This window comes from Neisseria maigaei, from assembly GCF_958267405.1.
Classification (GTDB): Bacteria; Pseudomonadota; Gammaproteobacteria; order Burkholderiales; family Neisseriaceae; genus Neisseria; species Neisseria bergeri.
Map to the genome: position 1 here is coordinate 17,551 of NZ_CATQFT010000035.1, position 17,023 is coordinate 34,573.

16 protein-coding genes and 1 pseudogene are annotated in these 17,023 nt (G+C 54.9%); 8 read left to right on the top strand and 9 right to left on the bottom strand.

The window, feature by feature from the left end; genetic code table 11:
* Positions 1 to 42: 42 nt before the first annotated feature.
* Positions 43 to 249 (top strand): annotated as a pseudogene (locus Q3O06_RS05580) (hypothetical protein); the annotation flags it as partial.
* A 290-nt stretch (positions 250 to 539) separates the two neighbouring features.
* Here the strand turns inward: Q3O06_RS05580 and Q3O06_RS05585 are convergent.
* Both Q3O06_RS05585 and Q3O06_RS05590 read right to left on the bottom strand, forming a co-directional pair.
* Positions 540 to 1,472, bottom strand: a complete 933-nt coding sequence (locus Q3O06_RS05585; protein ID WP_301818033.1) for an alpha/beta hydrolase — start codon at positions 1,470 to 1,472, stop codon at positions 540 to 542.
* 69 nt (positions 1,473 to 1,541) lie between these two features.
* Positions 1,542 to 3,656 (bottom strand): TonB-dependent siderophore receptor, encoded by a 2,115-nt coding sequence (locus tag Q3O06_RS05590; protein WP_301818034.1) that lies wholly within the window; start codon positions 3,654 to 3,656, stop codon positions 1,542 to 1,544.
* Positions 3,657 to 3,815: 159 nt separating this feature from the next.
* Here Q3O06_RS05590 and Q3O06_RS05595 point away from each other — a divergent pair, with 159 nt between their 5' ends.
* Entirely contained in the window at positions 3,816 to 4,475 is a 660-nt protein-coding gene (locus tag Q3O06_RS05595) for an HAD family hydrolase (protein ID WP_118792522.1), read from the top strand.
* Between the two features lie 87 nt (positions 4,476 to 4,562).
* On the opposite strand, the gene ispH is transcribed toward Q3O06_RS05595, so the two are convergent.
* Entirely contained in the window at positions 4,563 to 5,531 is a 969-nt protein-coding gene (gene ispH, locus Q3O06_RS05600) for a 4-hydroxy-3-methylbut-2-enyl diphosphate reductase (protein WP_107819742.1), read from the bottom strand.
* A gap of 29 nt (positions 5,532 to 5,560) precedes the next feature.
* The gene (gene lspA / locus Q3O06_RS05605; RefSeq protein WP_301818035.1) at positions 5,561 to 6,055 is read right to left on the bottom strand and encodes a signal peptidase II; all 495 of its coding nucleotides are present in this window, start codon (positions 6,053 to 6,055) and stop codon (positions 5,561 to 5,563) included.
* 69 nt (positions 6,056 to 6,124) lie between these two features.
* Here lspA and Q3O06_RS05610 point away from each other — a divergent pair, with 69 nt between their 5' ends.
* The 3 genes from Q3O06_RS05610 to Q3O06_RS05620 all read left to right on the top strand — a co-directional run bounded on the left by Q3O06_RS05610 (position 6,125) and on the right by Q3O06_RS05620 (position 8,681).
* Positions 6,125 to 6,439 (top strand): hypothetical protein, encoded by a 315-nt coding sequence (locus Q3O06_RS05610; RefSeq protein WP_301818036.1) that lies wholly within the window; start codon positions 6,125 to 6,127, stop codon positions 6,437 to 6,439.
* Between the two features lie 879 nt (positions 6,440 to 7,318).
* Positions 7,319 to 8,074 (top strand): opacity family porin, encoded by a 756-nt coding sequence (locus tag Q3O06_RS05615; RefSeq protein ID WP_301818037.1) that lies wholly within the window; start codon positions 7,319 to 7,321, stop codon positions 8,072 to 8,074.
* 376 nt (positions 8,075 to 8,450) lie between these two features.
* Positions 8,451 to 8,681, top strand: coding sequence for a hypothetical protein (locus tag Q3O06_RS05620; protein WP_301818139.1), 231 nt, complete (start codon positions 8,451 to 8,453; stop codon positions 8,679 to 8,681).
* Here Q3O06_RS05620 and Q3O06_RS05625 read toward each other — a convergent pair.
* The 4 genes from Q3O06_RS05625 to Q3O06_RS05640 all read right to left on the bottom strand — a co-directional run bounded on the left by Q3O06_RS05625 (position 8,670) and on the right by Q3O06_RS05640 (position 13,327).
* Entirely contained in the window at positions 8,670 to 8,822 is a 153-nt protein-coding gene (locus Q3O06_RS05625; RefSeq protein ID WP_301818038.1) for a hypothetical protein, read from the bottom strand. The two genes, Q3O06_RS05620 and Q3O06_RS05625, sit on opposite strands and share 12 nt — an antisense overlap.
* Before the next feature lie 177 nt (positions 8,823 to 8,999).
* Positions 9,000 to 11,789 (bottom strand): isoleucine--tRNA ligase, encoded by a 2,790-nt coding sequence (gene ileS / locus Q3O06_RS05630; protein WP_301818039.1) that lies wholly within the window; start codon positions 11,787 to 11,789, stop codon positions 9,000 to 9,002.
* 142 nt (positions 11,790 to 11,931) lie between these two features.
* Positions 11,932 to 12,852 (bottom strand): bifunctional riboflavin kinase/FAD synthetase, encoded by a 921-nt coding sequence (gene ribF, locus Q3O06_RS05635; RefSeq protein ID WP_301818140.1) that lies wholly within the window; start codon positions 12,850 to 12,852, stop codon positions 11,932 to 11,934.
* A gap of 100 nt (positions 12,853 to 12,952) precedes the next feature.
* Positions 12,953 to 13,327: a hypothetical protein gene (locus tag Q3O06_RS05640; RefSeq protein WP_301818040.1), complete on the bottom strand. Its 375-nt coding sequence runs from the start codon at positions 13,325 to 13,327 to the stop codon at positions 12,953 to 12,955.
* Between the two features lie 127 nt (positions 13,328 to 13,454).
* On the opposite strand from Q3O06_RS05640, the gene Q3O06_RS05645 reads away from it, so the two are divergent.
* From Q3O06_RS05645 to Q3O06_RS05655, 3 genes are all read left to right on the top strand, one after another.
* A complete protein-coding gene (locus Q3O06_RS05645; protein ID WP_301818041.1) occupies positions 13,455 to 14,306 on the top strand; it encodes a YoaK family protein in 852 nt (283 codons plus the stop codon).
* A 109-nt stretch (positions 14,307 to 14,415) separates the two neighbouring features.
* Positions 14,416 to 15,093: a YiaD family glycine zipper/OmpA-like lipoprotein gene (locus Q3O06_RS05650; protein ID WP_301818042.1), complete on the top strand. Its 678-nt coding sequence runs from the start codon at positions 14,416 to 14,418 to the stop codon at positions 15,091 to 15,093.
* A 104-nt stretch (positions 15,094 to 15,197) separates the two neighbouring features.
* Positions 15,198 to 16,130, top strand: a complete 933-nt coding sequence (locus Q3O06_RS05655; RefSeq protein WP_301818043.1) for an AEC family transporter — start codon at positions 15,198 to 15,200, stop codon at positions 16,128 to 16,130.
* Positions 16,131 to 16,193: 63 nt separating this feature from the next.
* Here the strand turns inward: Q3O06_RS05655 and xth are convergent, their stop codons facing one another.
* The gene (xth, locus tag Q3O06_RS05660) at positions 16,194 to 16,964 is read right to left on the bottom strand and encodes an exodeoxyribonuclease III (RefSeq protein WP_301818044.1); all 771 of its coding nucleotides are present in this window, start codon (positions 16,962 to 16,964) and stop codon (positions 16,194 to 16,196) included.
* Positions 16,965 to 17,023 lie beyond the last annotated feature (59 nt).

Sequence of the window (17,023 nt, forward strand, 5' to 3'; positions counted from 1 at the left end):
CTTTATGCGAATGATTGAATAAAAGTAACTGCCGAGAAAAACGTATTTTTTGGTTATTTCGCCAGCCTGAATAGAGCAACCGGGGCGATTAATATCCGTGTACATGACACAGGCAGCACCAAAGGGAAAAACGGCATTTTCCAAAGTATCGGTGTCAAAACCGCCCTTTCATTCCAAAAATACCGAACCGGCGAACCGGGCAAAGAAATCAGACCGTGCCGTCTGAAAAAACACCCGCCCGTCCGTTAAATCAAACCATCCCTGCTTCAGACGGCCTGAAGCAGGGATTTTTTATATCAAAATAAAATGAGAACAGGAGCAATAACCCTTAGGTAGCCCTTGTTATAGTGGATTAACAAAAATCAGGACAAGGCGACGAAGCCGCAGACAGTACAAATAGTACGGAACCGATTCACTTGGTGCTTCAGCACCTTAGAGAATCGTTCTCTTTGAGCTAAGGCGAGGCAACGCCGTACTGGTTTTTGTTAATCCACTATATTTTCCGATGCAAAACAAAGCAGTCATATATTGAATTCCCCCTACCGTTGCCACGCTTCCCTCAAATATTCGACACAGTCGGTCAGCGAGTGAAACGGGACATTGCCGTGGTTGGCATTCGGATATTCCCGGAAAAAGACGGCGGCCCCGCGCCTGTCCAACTCTGCCGCCATGTGTTCGGCCTGCCCTGCCATGTCGCGTTCTTCCCTGCGTTTGCAATCGCTGCCCCGTTCTAGCGCGCCGATGTTGAGGCAGACATCGATGCCATCCAGCCGGTTTTCAGACGGCATAAAGTCGAGTATCCGCCTGTTGTGCCACCAAATCGAGGGAGATACGAGCCAATGCCGTCTGAAACGGCGGTGGGAAAGCAGGGAATACAGTCCGAACAGTGCGCCGAACGAATGCCCGAATACGGCGGTTTCATTTTTGTCCAGCCGGTATGTGCTTTCTAAAAAGGCGGTCAGCTCGCTGTCGATAAAGGCGGCGAAGCGGTCTGCCTGTCCGAACTGCCGCTGTTCGTCTTCTGAAGCGTTGCTGCGCAGCGGTGGTGTATAGTCGGCGGCACGTTGTACCAAATCGCGCACTCCTCCTCCGGCATAGCCGATGCCGACGATAAGGCAGGGGGCGTTGCTTCGGGTAACGGGGTTGGGCATCAGCGACTGCATGATGTTGTACAGCGCGGGAAAAAAGGCTTCGCCGTCGAGGACAAAGAGGACGGGATAGCCTTCAGACGGCATTTCGCCGAGTGTTGCCGTCTGAATCCGATAGATTCTCCCCGTGCAGGTAGATTTGATTTCGGTTTCAAAGGCTTGGGGCAGTATGGCAGGTTGGAATGTGTCGGTCGATATGGGTTTCATGATGTTCGGCTTGTGGGTCAGACTGGCGGCAAGCGGTAAAACCGAACCGGCAAAGCGGTCTGCCTGCCGGTCCGGTCTGTTTTCCTTCGCAATGCCATACTCCAGTTGTGAGAGCATAGGGTATGCCGCGCAGCTTGTTGTGGTTTGATGATGCTGCGGCTGCCGTTTCAGACGGCATATTGGTCTTTAAAAACTGTAACGCAGGTTTGCCGTCAGACTGCGCTCCGAGCCGGGAATGTTAAAGGTGTTCGTGCCGCCGACGCGGGCGTAGTAATGGCGGTTGAAGATGTTGTCGGCGTTGATTTGCAGCTTCAGCTTGGGCGTGAAGCGGTATGCCGCCATCGCATCGAACGTGGCATAACCGCCTGCATGCATCCCTGCAGATGAAGTAATGCCGCTCATCGCGTTCACGCCGCCGCCGACGGTCAGCCCGGGCGTAACTTGGTAAGTCGTCCACAGGTTCGCGCTGTGTTTGGGCATCAGCAGGAAGATGCCGTCGTCGCGGGAGTCGGCGGCGGTTTTGATTTGGCTGTGCAGATAGCTGTAACCTGCGTGGATTTGCCATTTCGGTGTAATCGCGCCGCTGATTTCGGTCTCAACGCCTTCCATCACGCGTTTGCCCAATGCGGCGTAACGGGTGCTGCGGTTGTTCGGGTTCAGCGGTGCGGCGGCGTTTTTGTCTTTCAGGCGGTAGAGGGAGACGCGGGTGTTGAGGCGGTCGTCCATATGGCTGCCTTTGTAACCGACTTCAAACTGGTTGCCTTGGCGCGGTTTGAGCAGCTTGCCGTCTGTGCCGATGCTGGTTTGCGGCGTGTAAAGCTGGGAGAAGCTGGCGTAGAGGCTGTTGCTGCCGTCTATATCGTAAACCGCGCCTGCGTAGCCGGTGAACTTGGTTCTTGAAGCTTTGTGCAGGGTTTTGCCGTCGCCCGACTCGATTTTGTAGTGTCCCAAACGTCCGCCGCCGATGAGCGACAGCCCGTCGGCAGGATGGAAGGTGGATTTGCCGTAAACGCCGAATTTATCAAGGTTCTCGGTGTCAAGGGTATGCTTGTAGCCGTGCGCGCCGGCACGGGCATTTTGTATCAAATCAACATAGGGAACGGAGCGGAAATCGCCCAAGGCGATATTGCTTGCAACAGTCGAACGCCCTTGTTCATTAGTGCTGCGGAAACGGTTGTAGTCCGCACCAATCACAAATTCGTTGGCAGTGTTGCCCAAGGCAAACGGCCGGCTGTAACTTGCGTCAACCGCAAAGGCTTTTTGTTTGATGTCCGTACCCAAACCCGCCACGTTGGCTTGTCCGGCATTGTTGAGTTTGCTGCCCGCAAACGTGTAATTGGAATCGGCTTTCCTGTCGGAATAGCGCATACCGACTTTGCCGTAGCCGCCGTTGCCGAAGTAATGTTTCAAATCGGCGAACACGTCGTGGCTGTGCATTTTAAATTTGTTCCAATCCGCGCCGACAAATGCGTGTTGCGGCAGGGACGGCAATTTGTCATTGGCATAGGCAGGCAAGCCGTTGTACGGCGCGAGGTGGCGTTGCTGGTAAAGATAGCCCGCACCCAAAACCGTATCGGGGTTGATGTCCCAATCCGCCGCCGCGTAGAAGGTTTCGTGGCGGTTGTTTTTCTCGGCGGGACGCGGAGACGCGCCGACGGTCTGCACCATCACGCGGCCGCGCACGCTGCCGTCTGAATTGAGGCTGCCCGATACGTCCGCCTCGGCTTTATATTGTTTGTGCGTACCGAATCCTGCCGCTGCATGACCTTGGAACGCTTTGGTCGGGCGTTTGCGCACCAGATTTACGATGCCGCCCATCTCGCCGCTGCTGTCGAACAGTCCGCTCGGCCCGCGCATCACTTCCACGCGGTCGAAGGCAAACAGATTGGGCAGCGTGCCGTTGATACTCTGCATCTGCGCAGGCAGGCCGTCGATGTTGTATTCGCTGTATTCGTAACCGCGCGCGTAAACCGAAGAGCGTCCGTCGTCGTTGCTCAACACGCGCAGACCGGGCGTTTTGCGTGCCAGTTGGTCAAACGTATCGACATTGCGGTCTTTGACCTGCTGGTTGGTGATGATGCTGACGGATTGCGGAATTTCGCGCAAAGAAGCGGGGATTTTTGTGCCGACGGTGGCGGCAAACGAGCTGTAATCGCCGTTTTTCTCGGTGGCAATCGCGTTGTACGAACGCTGCCCTTTGATGTGGACGGTTTCCAAACCTTCCGTTTGGGCGGCAAAAACCGAAGACGAAAGTGCTGCCAAAACCGTGGCGGCGGTCATATTGATGCGGAAAACTGACATAAACTGTCCCAGTCACATAAATGATAATGGTTCTATTTTAATAAAGCACAACGCGGCTTGTTCGGAAAAACATATCGCGCAGCCGACAAATTTTGTCGAAAATGCGACACGTCTGCGTTTTCCGCATAAAATCTGCTTTTTTACTGCAACCAACCTGCTATGACCACGCCCAAACTCATCATCTTCGACTGGGACGGCACGCTTGCCGATACGACCCAACCCATCATCGACACCATGCGCCGCAGCTTCGCCGAATGCGGATTCCCCATGCCGGAAACAGACCGTGTCCGCAGTCTGATCGGCTACAGCCTGCCCGAAATCATCCGCGCCCTGCTCGAAATGCCGTCTGAAACCGCCGTTGCCGACATCGCACGCACCTATTCCGCACATTACCTCAATCCCAACAACCGCAATATGACGCTCTTTCCCGATGCCCTGCCCTGTCTGGACAAGCTCAAAGCGCAAGGCTTCCGGCTTGCCGTCGCCACAGGCAAAGGGCGGGCGGGCTTGGACGGAGCCATCAGCCAAACCGCCACCGGCAGCTATTGGCTCGCCACCGCCTGCGCGGGGGAATATCCCTCCAAACCCTCGCCCGAAATGGTATTCGGACTTTGCGGCGAACTGGGACTCGACCCGAAAGAAGCATTGGTCGTCGGCGATACGGCGCACGACCTGCATATGGCGGCAAACGCGGGGGCGACGGCAGTCGGCATTGCCACCGGCGCACATTCGCGCGAACAGCTCCTTAGCGCACCGCATCTCGCCGTATTGGACGGTTTGTCCGAACTGCCCGGTTTTCTTGCACAGCATTACGCCTGATCGGTTTCCGCATCCGGCACGCGGCAAAAATGCCGTCTGAAGCCTGTTCAGACGGCATTTGTGTTGCCCAAACATCCGATGCCTACGTCAACGTTTGCACAAATCGGGTTTGGTTTCGCCCTCACGGCGCAACTCTTTGGGCAGGACGAACACGATGCTTTCTTCCGCGCCCTCCCCTTCGCGTACGGTTTCATGCCCCCACCCGCGTATGGTTGCCAATACTTCCCGCACCAACACTTCGGGCGCGGACGCGCCTGCCGTTACGCCGACTTTGTTCTTGCCCTCAAACCACGCGCGTTGCAGGTAGCCTGCATTATCCACCATATACGCATCGGTCCCGATGCCTGCCGCCACTTCGCGCAGGCGGTTGCTGTTGGACGAATTGGGCGAACCGACCACAATCACGATGTCGCACTGTTCCGCCAGCTCTTTGACGGCGGTTTGCCGGTTGGTCGTCGCATAGCAGATGTCTTCCTTGTGCGGATTGCGGATATTAGGGAAACGCGCGTTCAGCGCGGCGATGATGTCTTTGGTTTCATCGACCGAGAGCGTGGTTTGGCTGACATAGGCGAGTTTGTCGGGGTTTCTGACTTCGAGTTTTGCCACATCTCCGACCGTTTCGACCAAAAGCATTTTGCCCGGCGCAAGCTGCCCCATCGTTCCTTCGACCTCGACGTGCCCCTTATGCCCGATCATGATGATTTCACAGTCTTGGGCATCCAGTCGGGCGACTTCCTTATGCACTTTCGTCACTAGCGGGCAAGTCGCATCAAATACGCGGAAACCGCGCTCCGCCGCTTCTTGCTGCACCGCCTTCGATACGCCGTGTGCCGAATAAATCAGCGTCGCGCCCCGAGGCACTTCCGCCAAGTCTTCGATAAACACCGCGCCTTTTTCGCGCAGGTTGTCCACGACGAATTTGTTGTGGACGACTTCGTGGCGCACATAAATCGGCGCGCCGAATTCTTCCAAAGCACGTTCGACAATACTGATTGCCCGATCCACACCGGCGCAGAAGCCGCGCGGATTGGCAAGGATGATGGTTTTTCCGTTCATAAGTTTTGCATTCCGTGTTCAGACGGCATTCACGTTTTTTTGCTATCTTTGCGATGGACGATATTGTCAAGCACCGCCAACACCGCGCCGATGCAGATAAAGCTGTCGGCAATATTAAAGGCGGGATAAAACCAATTTTGCCAATAAAACAATAAGAAATCGACGACATGACCGTGTATCAGGCGATCGATGACATTGCCTAACGCACCGCCGATAATCATTGCCGCCCCGATTTTGCCGAGGGCTGCAAACTCATCGCGCAAGATGGCGCGTACCAAATACGCGCTCACCGCCACCGCCAGCACCAAAAAAAAGTATTTCTGCCAACCGCCCTGATCGGCAAGGAAGCTGAACGCCGCTCCGGGGTTGTACACCAGCGTCAGATCGAAAAACGAAGGGATGACATTGACGCGTTCCTGATACTGAAACGACGACAGCACCGCCCACTTCGACCACTGGTCCAGCACGATGGCGGCAAGTGCCAATACCCAATAGCGCGTTTTACTTGAAACAGATGAAGACATATTTTTCAACAGCCGGATAAAAGAGTGCCATTTTACCCGAAAACCCCCTGCCTGTACCCGAAACGGCAAATGCCGTCTGAAACGCTTAATGCGCCCAAAAAAATCGGGCAAAACCGCCGACCGATTAAGAGATGGATTTTTACCGGCCGATACAAACCGGCCTTCGGGCAATCAGTGATTGAGAATAACGAAATGAAAAATATGAAATTTATTGGAAATGCCGAGATTTTAGATTGCAAGGATTTATCCGCCCCGCCGTCATTCCCACGGAAGTGGGAATCTAGTTCGTTCGGTTTCGCTTGTTTTAAGTTTCGGGTAACTTCTACTTCGTCATTCCCGCGCAGGCGGGAATCCAGTTTTTTGAGTTTCAGTCATTCCCGATAAATTGCCTTAGCATTGAAGGTCTAGATTCCCGCCTGCGCGGGAATGACGGGGTTTCAGGTTGCTGTTTCGGGTTTCTGTTTTTGGGTTTCTGTTTTTGGGTTTCTGTTTTTAAGTTGCTGTTTCGGATTGCTATTTTATAGAAATGACGAAATTTTAGATTGCAAGAACTTATCCCCTCCGCCGTCATTCCCACGGAAGTGGGAATCTAGAAATAAAAAGCAGCAGAAATTTATTGGAAATAACTGAAACCGAACGGACCGGATTTCCGCCTGCGCGGGAATGACGATTCATAAGTTTCCCGAAATTCCAACATAACCGAAACCTGACAGTAACCGCAGGGTGGGCTTCAGCCCGCCGTTTCCATCAATCCCACATTTCTACCGTTTTCATCGAATCCATCGAATCCGCCCCTTTCGACAACCCAGCCCTACGCAACTGAACCGTCATTCCCACGAAAGTGGGAATCTAGGACGCAAAATCTCAAGAAACCGTTTTACCCGATAAGTTTCCGCACCGACAGACCTAGATTCCCGCCTGCGCGGGAATGACGACTCATAAGTTTCCCGAAATTCCAATATAACCGAAACCTGACAGTAACCGTAGCAACTGAACCGTCATTCCCACGAAAGTGGGAATCTAGAACGCAGGATCGGAGCAACCGTTTTATCCGATAAGTTTCCGTACCGAACGGACCGGATTCCCGCCCGACGCGGAAAAAGCAGGCAAATTTCCCGCCGCCGAACTCGCCAAACGCATAAAGCGCGCATCAGGCGCAGTCCTATGTGTTGAAACATCGCCCCAAACCCGATACAATCCGCCCTTGAACCATCAGTGAAAATCGTTCTTTTTTAATCAGTTAAACCGAATACGGAGCCGAAAATGAATCCAGCCCCCAAAAAAACCCTTCTCTTCTCTTCTCTTCTCTTCTCTTCTCTTCTCTTCTCTTCTCTTCTCTTCTCTTCCGCAGCGCAGGCAGCAAGTGAAGACAATGGCCGCGGCCCATATGTGCAGGCAGATTTAGCCTACGCCTACGAACACATTACCCACGATTATCCCGGCGACAACGCCAAAGTCTTGGACGACTACCGCGACATCAAAACCCAGTCCACCCACCCACGCCTTTCTGTCGGCTACGATTTCGGCAACTGGCGCATCGCCCTCGATTACGCCCGTTACAATACTTGGAGACATGGCAAGCATATTCACGCAGAGGCAACAAAACAAGCTGGTCCTGTTACAGCCAAAATAGAAACAGACCACACCGACAAAGGCACATTCAAAGCCGAATCCAACTACGGCATCTCCGCCATCTACGATTTCAACACCGGCACCCGCTTCAAACCCTATGTCGGTGCACGGGTCGGTTTAGGCAAAATCAAGCACAGCATTTCCTTGGAAGACCAAGGAACCATTACCATTAATAATATCAAACAAGGACCGACAGATGCCCACCCGCCCATCCACCAAAGCCACAGCATCCGCCGCGTGGGCTTCGGCGCGGTGGCAGGCGTAGGTATCGACATCACACCCAATCTGACCTTGGACACCGGATACCGCTACCACTACTGGGGACACTTGGAAAACACCCGCTTCAAAACCCACGAAGCCTCATTGGGCGTGCGCTACCGCTTCTGATTCCCCGATACCGATGCCGTCTGAACCTTCAGACGGCATTTTTGATGCACTCGCCGTTTACAGGCTCGGGGCGGGCGCAGTGAAATACCCGAACCGTCATTCCCGATAACACCGTAATCTTGAAACCCGTCATTCCCGCGCAGGCGGGAATCCAGACCCCTGACGCGGCGGGAATCTATCGGAAATGACTGAAACCCCGAGATTCTAGATTCCCACTTTCGTGGGAATGACGGGATGCGGGTTTCCGTGCGGACGTGTTCGGATTCCCGCCTGTGCGGGAATGACGGCATATAAGTTTCTATGTTGGTTTGAGTACGCCGCAGGGTTGGCTGCAAGGTAAACTGTGGCGTGGCTGTAGGGTGGGTTCAGCCCACCGATTCATCGACTCCAACGCTTCCGATGCTTCCAACGGTTTCAGACGGCATTTTTTACACAATTCCCGCCATTTCCTGTCATTCCCGACAACACCGTAATCTCGAAACCCGTCATTCCCGCGCAGGCGGGAATCCAGACCTGTCCGCACAGAAACTTATCGGATAAAAACAGTTGCCCAAACCCCGAGATTCTAGATTCCCACTTTCGTGGGAATGACGGTTCAGTTGCGTAGGGCTGGGTTGTCGAAAGGGGCAGATTCGATGGATTCAATGAAAACGGTAGAAATGTTGGATTGATGGAAATGGCGGGCTGAAGCACACCCTACGGCTCGCTGATTCCCGACACCGATGCCGTCTGAACCTTCAGACGGCATTTTTGATGCACTCGCCGTTTACAGGCGCGGGGCGGGCGCAGGGAAATATCCGAACCGTCATTCCCGACAACACCGTAATCTTGAAACCCCTCCGCCATTATGAAGACAAATTGCGGCGCAAAAAATGCCGTCTGAAATGCTGTTTGGCGGTTTCAGACGGCATTTGCTCAAACTTTATCAGGCGTAATGGCGCGTTTCGCCTTCTCCTCCGACATTCTCCGCACAGCGTTTGCAGACGGTTTCATAGCCTGCAACCGCGCCCACATCGCGGGTATAGTGCCAGCAGCGTTCGCATTTTTCGCCGCCGCTGGCTTTGGCGGTAACGGCAAGTTCGTTGCCGGTTTTGACTTCGGCTTTGGATACCAAGAGGGCAAAGCGCAATTCTTCGCCCAAAGCATTCAGATAGCCGGCCATTTCTTCCGGAGCCGTAATTTCGGCTTCTGCCTGCAAGGACGAACCGACGGTTTTGTCGGCGCGCAAAGGCTCAATGGCGGCGGTTACGGCTTCGCGGGCTTCGCGGATTGCCGTCCATTTTTTCACCAGTTCGGCTTCGGCTTTTTCGTTGATGGTCGGGAACTCGTGCCAAGTGTGGAAGAGGACGCTGTCTTCTTCGCCGCCGCCGATGATGTCCCACGCTTCTTCGCCGGTGAAGCACAAAATCGGCGCAATCAAGAGAACCAGGCTACGCGTGATGTGGTACAGGGCAGTTTGCGCGCTGCGGCGGGCGTGGCTGTCTGCTTTGGTAGTGTAGAGGCGGTCTTTCAGGATATCGAGGTAGAACGCGCCCAAATCCTCCGAACAGAAAGAAACAATGTCTTTTACAGCAAAGTGGAAGGCATAGCGCGGATAGAAGTCGCCTGCCAGACGCTCTTGCAGCTGACGTGCCAATACCAAGGCATAGCGGTCGATTTCCACCATGTCTGCCTGTTGCACGGCATCTTCAATAGGATTGAAGTCGCTGAGGTTGGCAAACAGGAAGCTCAAGGTGTTGCGGATACGGCGGTAGCTTTCGGTTACACGTTTGAGGATTTCTTTGGAAATCGCCAATTCGCCGCTGTAATCGGTGGATGCCGCCCACAGGCGCAGGATATCCGCGCCGAATTCGTTATACACTTCTTGCGGCGCGACGACGTTGCCGATGGATTTCGACATTTTGCGCCCGTTTTGATCCACCACGAAACCGTGTGTCAGAAGCTGTTTGTACGGCGCGCGACCCATTGATGAGGCGCAGCCGGTCAGCATAGACGATTGGAACCAGCCCCGGTGCTGGTCGCTGCCTTCGAGATACAAATCCGCCGGCCATTCCAATTCTTCGCGTTGTTTCAAGACGGAATAATGGGTCGAGCCGGAGTCGAACCATACGTCCATCGTGTCGGAAAGTTTGTCGTAATGTTCGCAATCTTCCGCGCTTAATAATTCGCTCTTATCGAGTGAGAACCACGCTTCGATGCCTTTTTCTTCGATTTTCAGGGCAACTTTTTCCAAAAGCTCGGCAGAGTTCGGATGCAGCTCGCCCGTTTCTTTGTGAACAAAGAAAGTCATCGGCGTGCCCCAGTAGCGTTGGCGTGAAACCACCCAGTCGGGGCGGCCTTCGATCATGGCTTCGAGGCGCGCACGACCCCATGACGGGAAGAACTCGGTGTCGTCCACGGCCTTGATGGCTTTGTCGCGCAGGGTTTTGCCGTCGGCACCGGCTTTGTCCATACCGATAAACCATTGGCCGGTCGCACGGTAAATCAGCGGCGTTTTGTGCCGCCAGCAGTGCGCGTAGCTGTGTTCGATTTTGCTGCTTGCCAAGAGGTTGCCAGTTTCTTCCAGCCATTGCAGGATGACGGGGTTCGCCTCCCAAACGCGCATACCGGCAACGCGCGGCGTTTCGCCGATGTATTTGCCTTCAGCGTTGACAGGGTTGTAAAGCTCGATGCCGTATTTATTGCAGACGGCGTAGTCTTCCAAACCGTGCGCGGGGGCGGTGTGTACCAAGCCGGTACCGGCATCGGTGGTAACGTGTTCGCCGTTAAGCATGGGAATATCGCGTTCGAGGAACGGATGATTCATGTGCAGGTTTTCCAGCTTGTCGCCGGTGGTTTCGGCAAGAATAGCAATGCCGTCTGAAAAACCGTAACGTTTTAGCGCGTCTTCTGCCAAATCTTTCGCCAACACCAATTTGCCTTTGGGCGTATCAATCAGTTGATACACCACGTCCGCGCCCGCAGACACGGCTTGACTCGCGGGCAACGTCCAAGGCGTGGTCGTCCAGATGACGGCAAACGCTTTGCCTTCGATGCCGGACAAACCGAATGCGGCGGCAAGCGCGGCATTGTCTTTAAACGGATAGGCAACGTCAATCGCAGGCGATACTTTGTCTTTGTATTCCACTTCCGCTTCCGCCAGCGAAGAACCGCAGTCCAAGCAGAACTGAACCGGTTTCGCGCCGCGGTAGAGATAGCCCGATTTGTAGATTTCGCCGAGCATGCGCACGGTATCGGCTTCAGTTTTGAAATCCATGGTCAGGTAAGGATTGTCCCAGTCGCCCAACACACCCAGACGGATGAAGTCTTTTTTCTGGCGGGCAATCTGTTCGGCGGCGTATTCGCGGCACAATTCGCGGAAGCGGGCTTTGGGCATGTCTTTGCCGTGCAGCTTTTCCACCATCACTTCGATGGGCAGACCGTGGCAGTCCCAGCCCGGCACATAAGGCGCGTCGAAACCGGCTTGGGTTTTGCTGCGGATGATGATGTCTTTAAGAATTTTATTGACGGCATGACCGATGTGGATGTCGCCGTTGGCATACGGAGGGCCGTCGTGCAGGATGAATTTCGGACGGCCTTTAGCGATTTCGCGCAGTTTTTGGTAGCGTTTTTGCTCGTACCAGCTTTTCAGCCATGCGGGCTCGCGCTTGGCAAGATTGCCGCGCATTGGAAACGGGCTCTCGAGCAGGTTTACGGTTTTACTGTAATCGGTCATTTTTTAATCTCTATTGTTACAATATTTCGGTTTCAGACGGCATTGCACCCCAAACAGTATTTCACAACGGGAAAACCCCTATGCCGTCTGAAAAGTTAAAAGATTGATTGTAGCCCAATCGGATGGTTTGTATAAGGTTTTTCTACCAACACTTTGCGGCTTCCATATCGGCTTCAATCTGCCTTTTCAGTTCTTCCATACCGTCAAACTTTTCTTCATCGCGCAGTTTGTGCAGGAAGCGGACGTTCAACCGTTGTCCGTACAGGTCGCCTTGAAAGTCGAACAGGTGGACTTCCAGCTTTTGAGAACAGCCGCTATCAACGGTGGGATTAAAGCCGAAGCTCGCCACGCCGCGCCGCGTGCCGAATGCGCCGTCTGCTTCGACGACAAACACGCCGCCGAGGGCATAACGGTGGCCGGGCAGGCGGATATTGGCGGTCGGGGCGTTTAAGGTGCGCCCGAGTTTTCTGCCGTGTACGACCCTGCCCCCCAAAACATAATCGTGTCCCAAAAGTTTTTTGGCATAGGCAAGGTTGCCGTCTGAAAGGGCTTGTCGCACGGCGGTGCTGCTGGTGCGGATGTCTTCGACGATGACGGAAGGCGTGCGCTCTGTCTGCATATCGGGCTGTTGTGCCAAAAGTTCAAAACAGCCTTCCCGCCCCGCGCCGAAACGGAAATCGTCGCCGACGAGCAAATAACGCGTATTCAAGGTTTGACGCAGCAGGCGGTCGATAAATGCTTGCGCGGATATTTCGGAAAAATTTTGATCGAAACGTAAAACCCAGACGGCATCGACGCAGCCTGTGCCTTCCAATAATTCGAGCTTGGTGCGCAGGGGGCTGATGCGGCAGGGCGGGGTTTTGCCTGTGCGGAGTGCAAAAAATTCTTTGGGTTGCGGCTCGAAAATGACGGCCACGACGGGCAAGCCGCGCGTGTCGGCTTCGAGGCGGAGTTTTTGGAGGATGTGTTTGTGTCCGAGGTGTACGCCGTCGAAATTGCCTATGGTTACGGCGGCCCCGTGCGGAAAGTCGGGCGCGTTGTGCCGCCCAAGCCTGATTTTCATTATATGTTCGGGAGTGTGGTCAAACAGGCGGTCATTGTAAACGGTATTGCGGTTTATAGACAGTGGGCAGGGTTCGGACGGCATATGCCGTCTGAAAGGTCTACCACCACCACGGGCGGTAGAAGGGATAGCCCCAGTCGTCATAATAGCGGTACAGGCGTGCTTCTTTGAGCTGCTGTTGCGAGATGTGGTTCTGCCATGCCATTTTGTAGCAGGCTTGGAACATGGGGTCGGAAAGCTTTTCGGCATAGCGTGTTTTGAACGCCTGCATTTCGGTTTCGGGCAGTGCGGCGTATCCGGCATCGAACTGGCGGCGGATGAGCTGTGCGGTTTCGCGGTCGCATTGTGCGGCAAGGGCAACCTGCAAATCCTGTTCGTAGCGTTGCTGCGCCTGACGGCGTGCCGCCTGCTGTTCGGGTGTGGCGCAGGCAGTCAGTATGAGTATTGCGGCGACGGCCGCGATGTATCGGCGCATGGTGTTCTACCCTCCTCGGAAACAGATTCAATGTACGCTCTTTTCAAAAATTTGTGAAGTTCGCCCCTAGATTGTTTTCGCTATAAAATGCGGTTCTTGAACATGCTTTCCGAACCGTCCGCCCATTATGAACGAATCCGACCGCCACGCCAAACACGCCCGCCGCAGCCGCCACCACATCCCGCCGTTTTGGCAGGCTGACCGCCCCTATCTGCACGAACACCACATTTCGGATGCGCGTTTCCGCCGATTGGGCTACATCATGTCGCTGCTGGCAGGCGCAATCAATGCCGGAGGTTTTTTTGCATTTGCCCGCTACACGTCGCACGTTACCGGCTCGATGTCGCTGCTGGCGGACATGGTATATCTGAAGCAATGGACGGCGGCAGCGGTGGCAATGGTCAGCGTGTTGTGTTTCATCGCGGGTGCGGCGCATTCGGGCTGGGTGATTTTATGGACGCAGCAAATGCGCTTTCGAGGCAGCTACGGGTTGTCGATGTGGCTGGAGGCGCTTTACCTGCTGGTTTTCGGCCTGTTTGGCATTACCGCGCTGCAATGGGATACGGACGGAGGCTTGGTCTTCCCTTCCCTCGCGCTGTTCTTGCTCTGCTTCATCATGGGGATGCACAACACAGTCATGACGCTTTTATCGGGCGGTGCCATCCGCTCGACCCACATGACGGGTACGGCGACCGACTTGGGCATCGAAATCTCACGCGCCCTGTATTACTCCAAAACCCACCATCCGCGCCTGCCGCACGTGCGCGTCAACAAACCCAAAATGTGGCTGCTCGGCGGCATGATGCAGGCCTTCCTGCTCGGCGGCATCATCGGCGCATGGGGCTACCATAAAATCGGACACCACTTTGCCCTGCCCGTTTCGGCAACCCTGCTGATATTGGGCGCGGGTTCGGTCGGCTACGATGTGAAGGTACGTTTTTTGTGGATATGGCGGCGGTTTCGGCGCAAATCACGATAAACCGGTGTTGTTTCGGGCAAAATCGGGTAATTTCAGGTTAATTCCACTTTTTCAGACGGCATGATTGTTTATAGTTGTACGGTTTGACATATACACGGAAGGAAACGCCATGACTTTCTTCAAACCCTTTACCGTCGTGCTGACCGCATCCGCACTCGCGCTGTCCGGCTGCGTTGCCGACCCCGCAACCGGACAGCAGTCCCCAAGCAAATCCGCCATGTACGGTTTGGGCGGCGCGGCAGTGTGCGGCATCGTCGGCGCACTGACCCACAGCGGCAAAGGCGCACGCAATTCCGCGCTTGCCTGCGGCGCAATCGGCGCGGGCGTGGGCGGCTATATGGACTACCAAGAGCAGCGTTTGCGCCAAAACCTCGCCGGCACGCAAATCGAAATCCAACGCCAAGGCAACCAAATCAAGCTGGTGATGCCCGAAAGCGTTACTTTCGCCACCGGCAGCGCGGCGTTGGGCGGCAACGCGCAATACGCCCTGAACACTGCCGCACAGACGCTGGTGCAGTATCCCGACACGACGCTGACCATCAACGGGCACACCGACAACACGGGTTCCGATGCCGTCAACAATCCGCTTTCGCAACACCGCGCCCAAGCGGTTGCCTACTATCTGCAGACGCGCGGCGTGGCGGCTTCGCGCCTGACGGTTTACGGCTACGGCTCGCATATGCCTGCCGCGTCCAACGCTACGGCTGAAGGCCGCGCGCAAAACCGCCGCGTCGAAATCCTCATCAACCCCGACCAACGCGCCGTCAACGCCGCACGGCACATATAACGCGCCCTGCAACGCCAATGCCGTCTGAATGCTTTTCAGACGGCATTTCCGTATTTGCGCCCCCGGGCGTACAATCTTTCCCTTTTTTCTGACACGGTGATTCTATGGATACCGCCCTGCTCCTTGCCGGCAAAATCGCCGAACTGACGCTGATTGTTTTTATGGGCATCGGTTTGGTGAAATCGGGGCTGCTCAAATCGGAAAACAGCTATCCGCTGTCGGTCATCGCCCTCTACCTCATCAGCCCGTCGGTGATGCTGCACGCCTTCCAAATCGGCTACACGCCCGAAGTGGCACAAGGCCTGCTGCTTTCAGTCAAGCTCGCCGTCCTCTTCCACATCCTGCTGATTGCCATCGGCAAAATCCTGAAAAAGCTGCTCAGGCTCGACAGTCTGGAACACGCCGCGATGGTGTACAGCAATTCGGGCAACCTGATTATTCCGCTGGTCATGTCCGTTTTCGGTTCGGAGTGGGTCATCTACACCGGCGGCTTCATCATCGTGCAAACCGTCCTGTTTTGGACGCACCTGCGCCTGCTGGTCTCGGGCAACGTCAGACTTTCATGGAAAACCATGCTGACCAACATCAACATCCTCTGCATTTTTACCGGACTGCTGATGTTTGCCTTCCAAATCAAACTGCCCCGCCTGATAGACAACACCTTCGCCGCCGTCGGCAGCATGATCGGGCCGGTTGCCATGATTGTTGCCGGAATGCTGATTGCCTCCGTGCCGCCGCACGCGCTTTTGTGTTCGGCAAGGCTGTATGCCGTGGCATTCCTGCGGCTGATTCTGATTCCTCTGATACTGCTTGCCGTCGTCAAACTGTCGGGGCTGGCACACCTCAACGCCCTGTCCGAAACCGTCGTCCTCATCAGCTTTCTCGCCACCATCAGCCCGTCGGCGGCAACCATCACGCAAATGGCGGTCGTGTACGGCAACGACGCACGCAAGGCAAGCGCGATTTACGGCATCACTACCCTGCTGTGCGTCATCACCATGCCGCTGATGATTGCGCTTTACCGATACACGGTTTGAACCTTCAAACAAAGATGCCGTCTGAAACCCGAAAACGGTTTCAGACGGCATCTGCCTTTCATCCTACCAATCGAATTCCGCACACACCGGCGCGTGGTCGCTCGGACGCTCCAGCGCGCGCGTCTCCAAATCGACGCGGACATCCTTCAACGCCTCCGCCATCGCAGGCGACACCAAAATATGGTCGATACGCAGGCCCAGTTTTCGTTGGAACATCGCGCCGCGATAGTCGAACCATGTGTAAAACGCACCTTCGGGATGGATATGGCGCAAACTGTCAGTCAATCCCAAATCCAGCAGGTTTTGAAACCACTGCCGTTCGACGGACGAACAGTGGATTTTTTCGTGCCATTTTTCAGGGTCGTAACAGTCCGCATCGGCAGGCGCGATATTGAAATCACCCAGCAGCACCAGTTTACCGTAGCGTGCCATTTCGTCGCGGACAAATTCGGTTAACGCGGCAAACCACTGTTCCTTATATTTGAATTTGGGGCTGTCGAGGGCTTCGCCGTTGACGCAATAGACATTGATGACGCGCACGTCGCCGACGGTTGCCGCAATCACGCGCCGTTGCGGATCGTCCGGCAGTGCGGGCAGCCCGATATGCACGTCTTCCGGCGCGCTGCGGCTGACGATTGCCACGCCGTTATAGGTTTTCTGCCCGCTCCAAACACAGTGCCAGCCCATCATTTGCAAGGCGGCGGCCGGAAATTTGTCCTGATCGAGTTTGAGTTCCTGCAAAACCAAAATATCGGGCGGATTGTCGGCAAGCAGGTTCTGCACCTGCGGCAGCCGCACATTGAGCGAATTGACATTCCAAGTGGTGATTTTCATAACATTTCCGAAAAATGCCGTCTGACACGTTCAGACGGCAAAAGGAAAGGATTCTAACA

Excerpts from the sequence above, each read along its gene's own strand:
- Q3O06_RS05615 (WP_301818037.1), top strand. The coding sequence starts at position 7,319 with ATGAATCCAGCCCCCAAAAAAACCCTTCTCTTCTCTTCTCTTCTCTTC.
- lspA (WP_301818035.1), bottom strand. The coding sequence starts at position 6,055 with ATGTCTTCATCTGTTTCAAGTAAAACGCGCTATTGGGTATTGGCACTT.
- Q3O06_RS05585 (WP_301818033.1), bottom strand. The coding sequence starts at position 1,472 with ATGCTCTCACAACTGGAGTATGGCATTGCGAAGGAAAACAGACCGGAC.
- Q3O06_RS05640 (WP_301818040.1), bottom strand. The coding sequence starts at position 13,327 with ATGCGCCGATACATCGCGGCCGTCGCCGCAATACTCATACTGACTGCC.
- xth (WP_301818044.1), bottom strand. The coding sequence starts at position 16,964 with ATGAAAATCACCACTTGGAATGTCAATTCGCTCAATGTGCGGCTGCCG.
- Q3O06_RS05645 (WP_301818041.1), top strand. The coding sequence starts at position 13,455 with ATGAACGAATCCGACCGCCACGCCAAACACGCCCGCCGCAGCCGCCAC.
- Q3O06_RS05610 (WP_301818036.1), top strand. The coding sequence starts at position 6,125 with ATGCCGTCTGAAACGCTTAATGCGCCCAAAAAAATCGGGCAAAACCGC.
- Q3O06_RS05590 (WP_301818034.1), bottom strand. The coding sequence starts at position 3,656 with ATGTCAGTTTTCCGCATCAATATGACCGCCGCCACGGTTTTGGCAGCA.
- ileS (WP_301818039.1), bottom strand. The coding sequence starts at position 11,789 with ATGACCGATTACAGTAAAACCGTAAACCTGCTCGAGAGCCCGTTTCCA.
- Q3O06_RS05625 (WP_301818038.1), bottom strand. The coding sequence starts at position 8,822 with ATGCCGTCTGAAGGTTCAGACGGCATCGGTGTCGGGAATCAGCGAGCC.
- Q3O06_RS05650 (WP_301818042.1), top strand. The coding sequence starts at position 14,416 with ATGACTTTCTTCAAACCCTTTACCGTCGTGCTGACCGCATCCGCACTC.
- Q3O06_RS05655 (WP_301818043.1), top strand. The coding sequence starts at position 15,198 with ATGGATACCGCCCTGCTCCTTGCCGGCAAAATCGCCGAACTGACGCTG.
- ispH (WP_107819742.1), bottom strand. The coding sequence starts at position 5,531 with ATGAACGGAAAAACCATCATCCTTGCCAATCCGCGCGGCTTCTGCGCC.
- ribF (WP_301818140.1), bottom strand. The coding sequence starts at position 12,852 with ATGAAAATCAGGCTTGGGCGGCACAACGCGCCCGACTTTCCGCACGGG.
- Q3O06_RS05595 (WP_118792522.1), top strand. The coding sequence starts at position 3,816 with ATGACCACGCCCAAACTCATCATCTTCGACTGGGACGGCACGCTTGCC.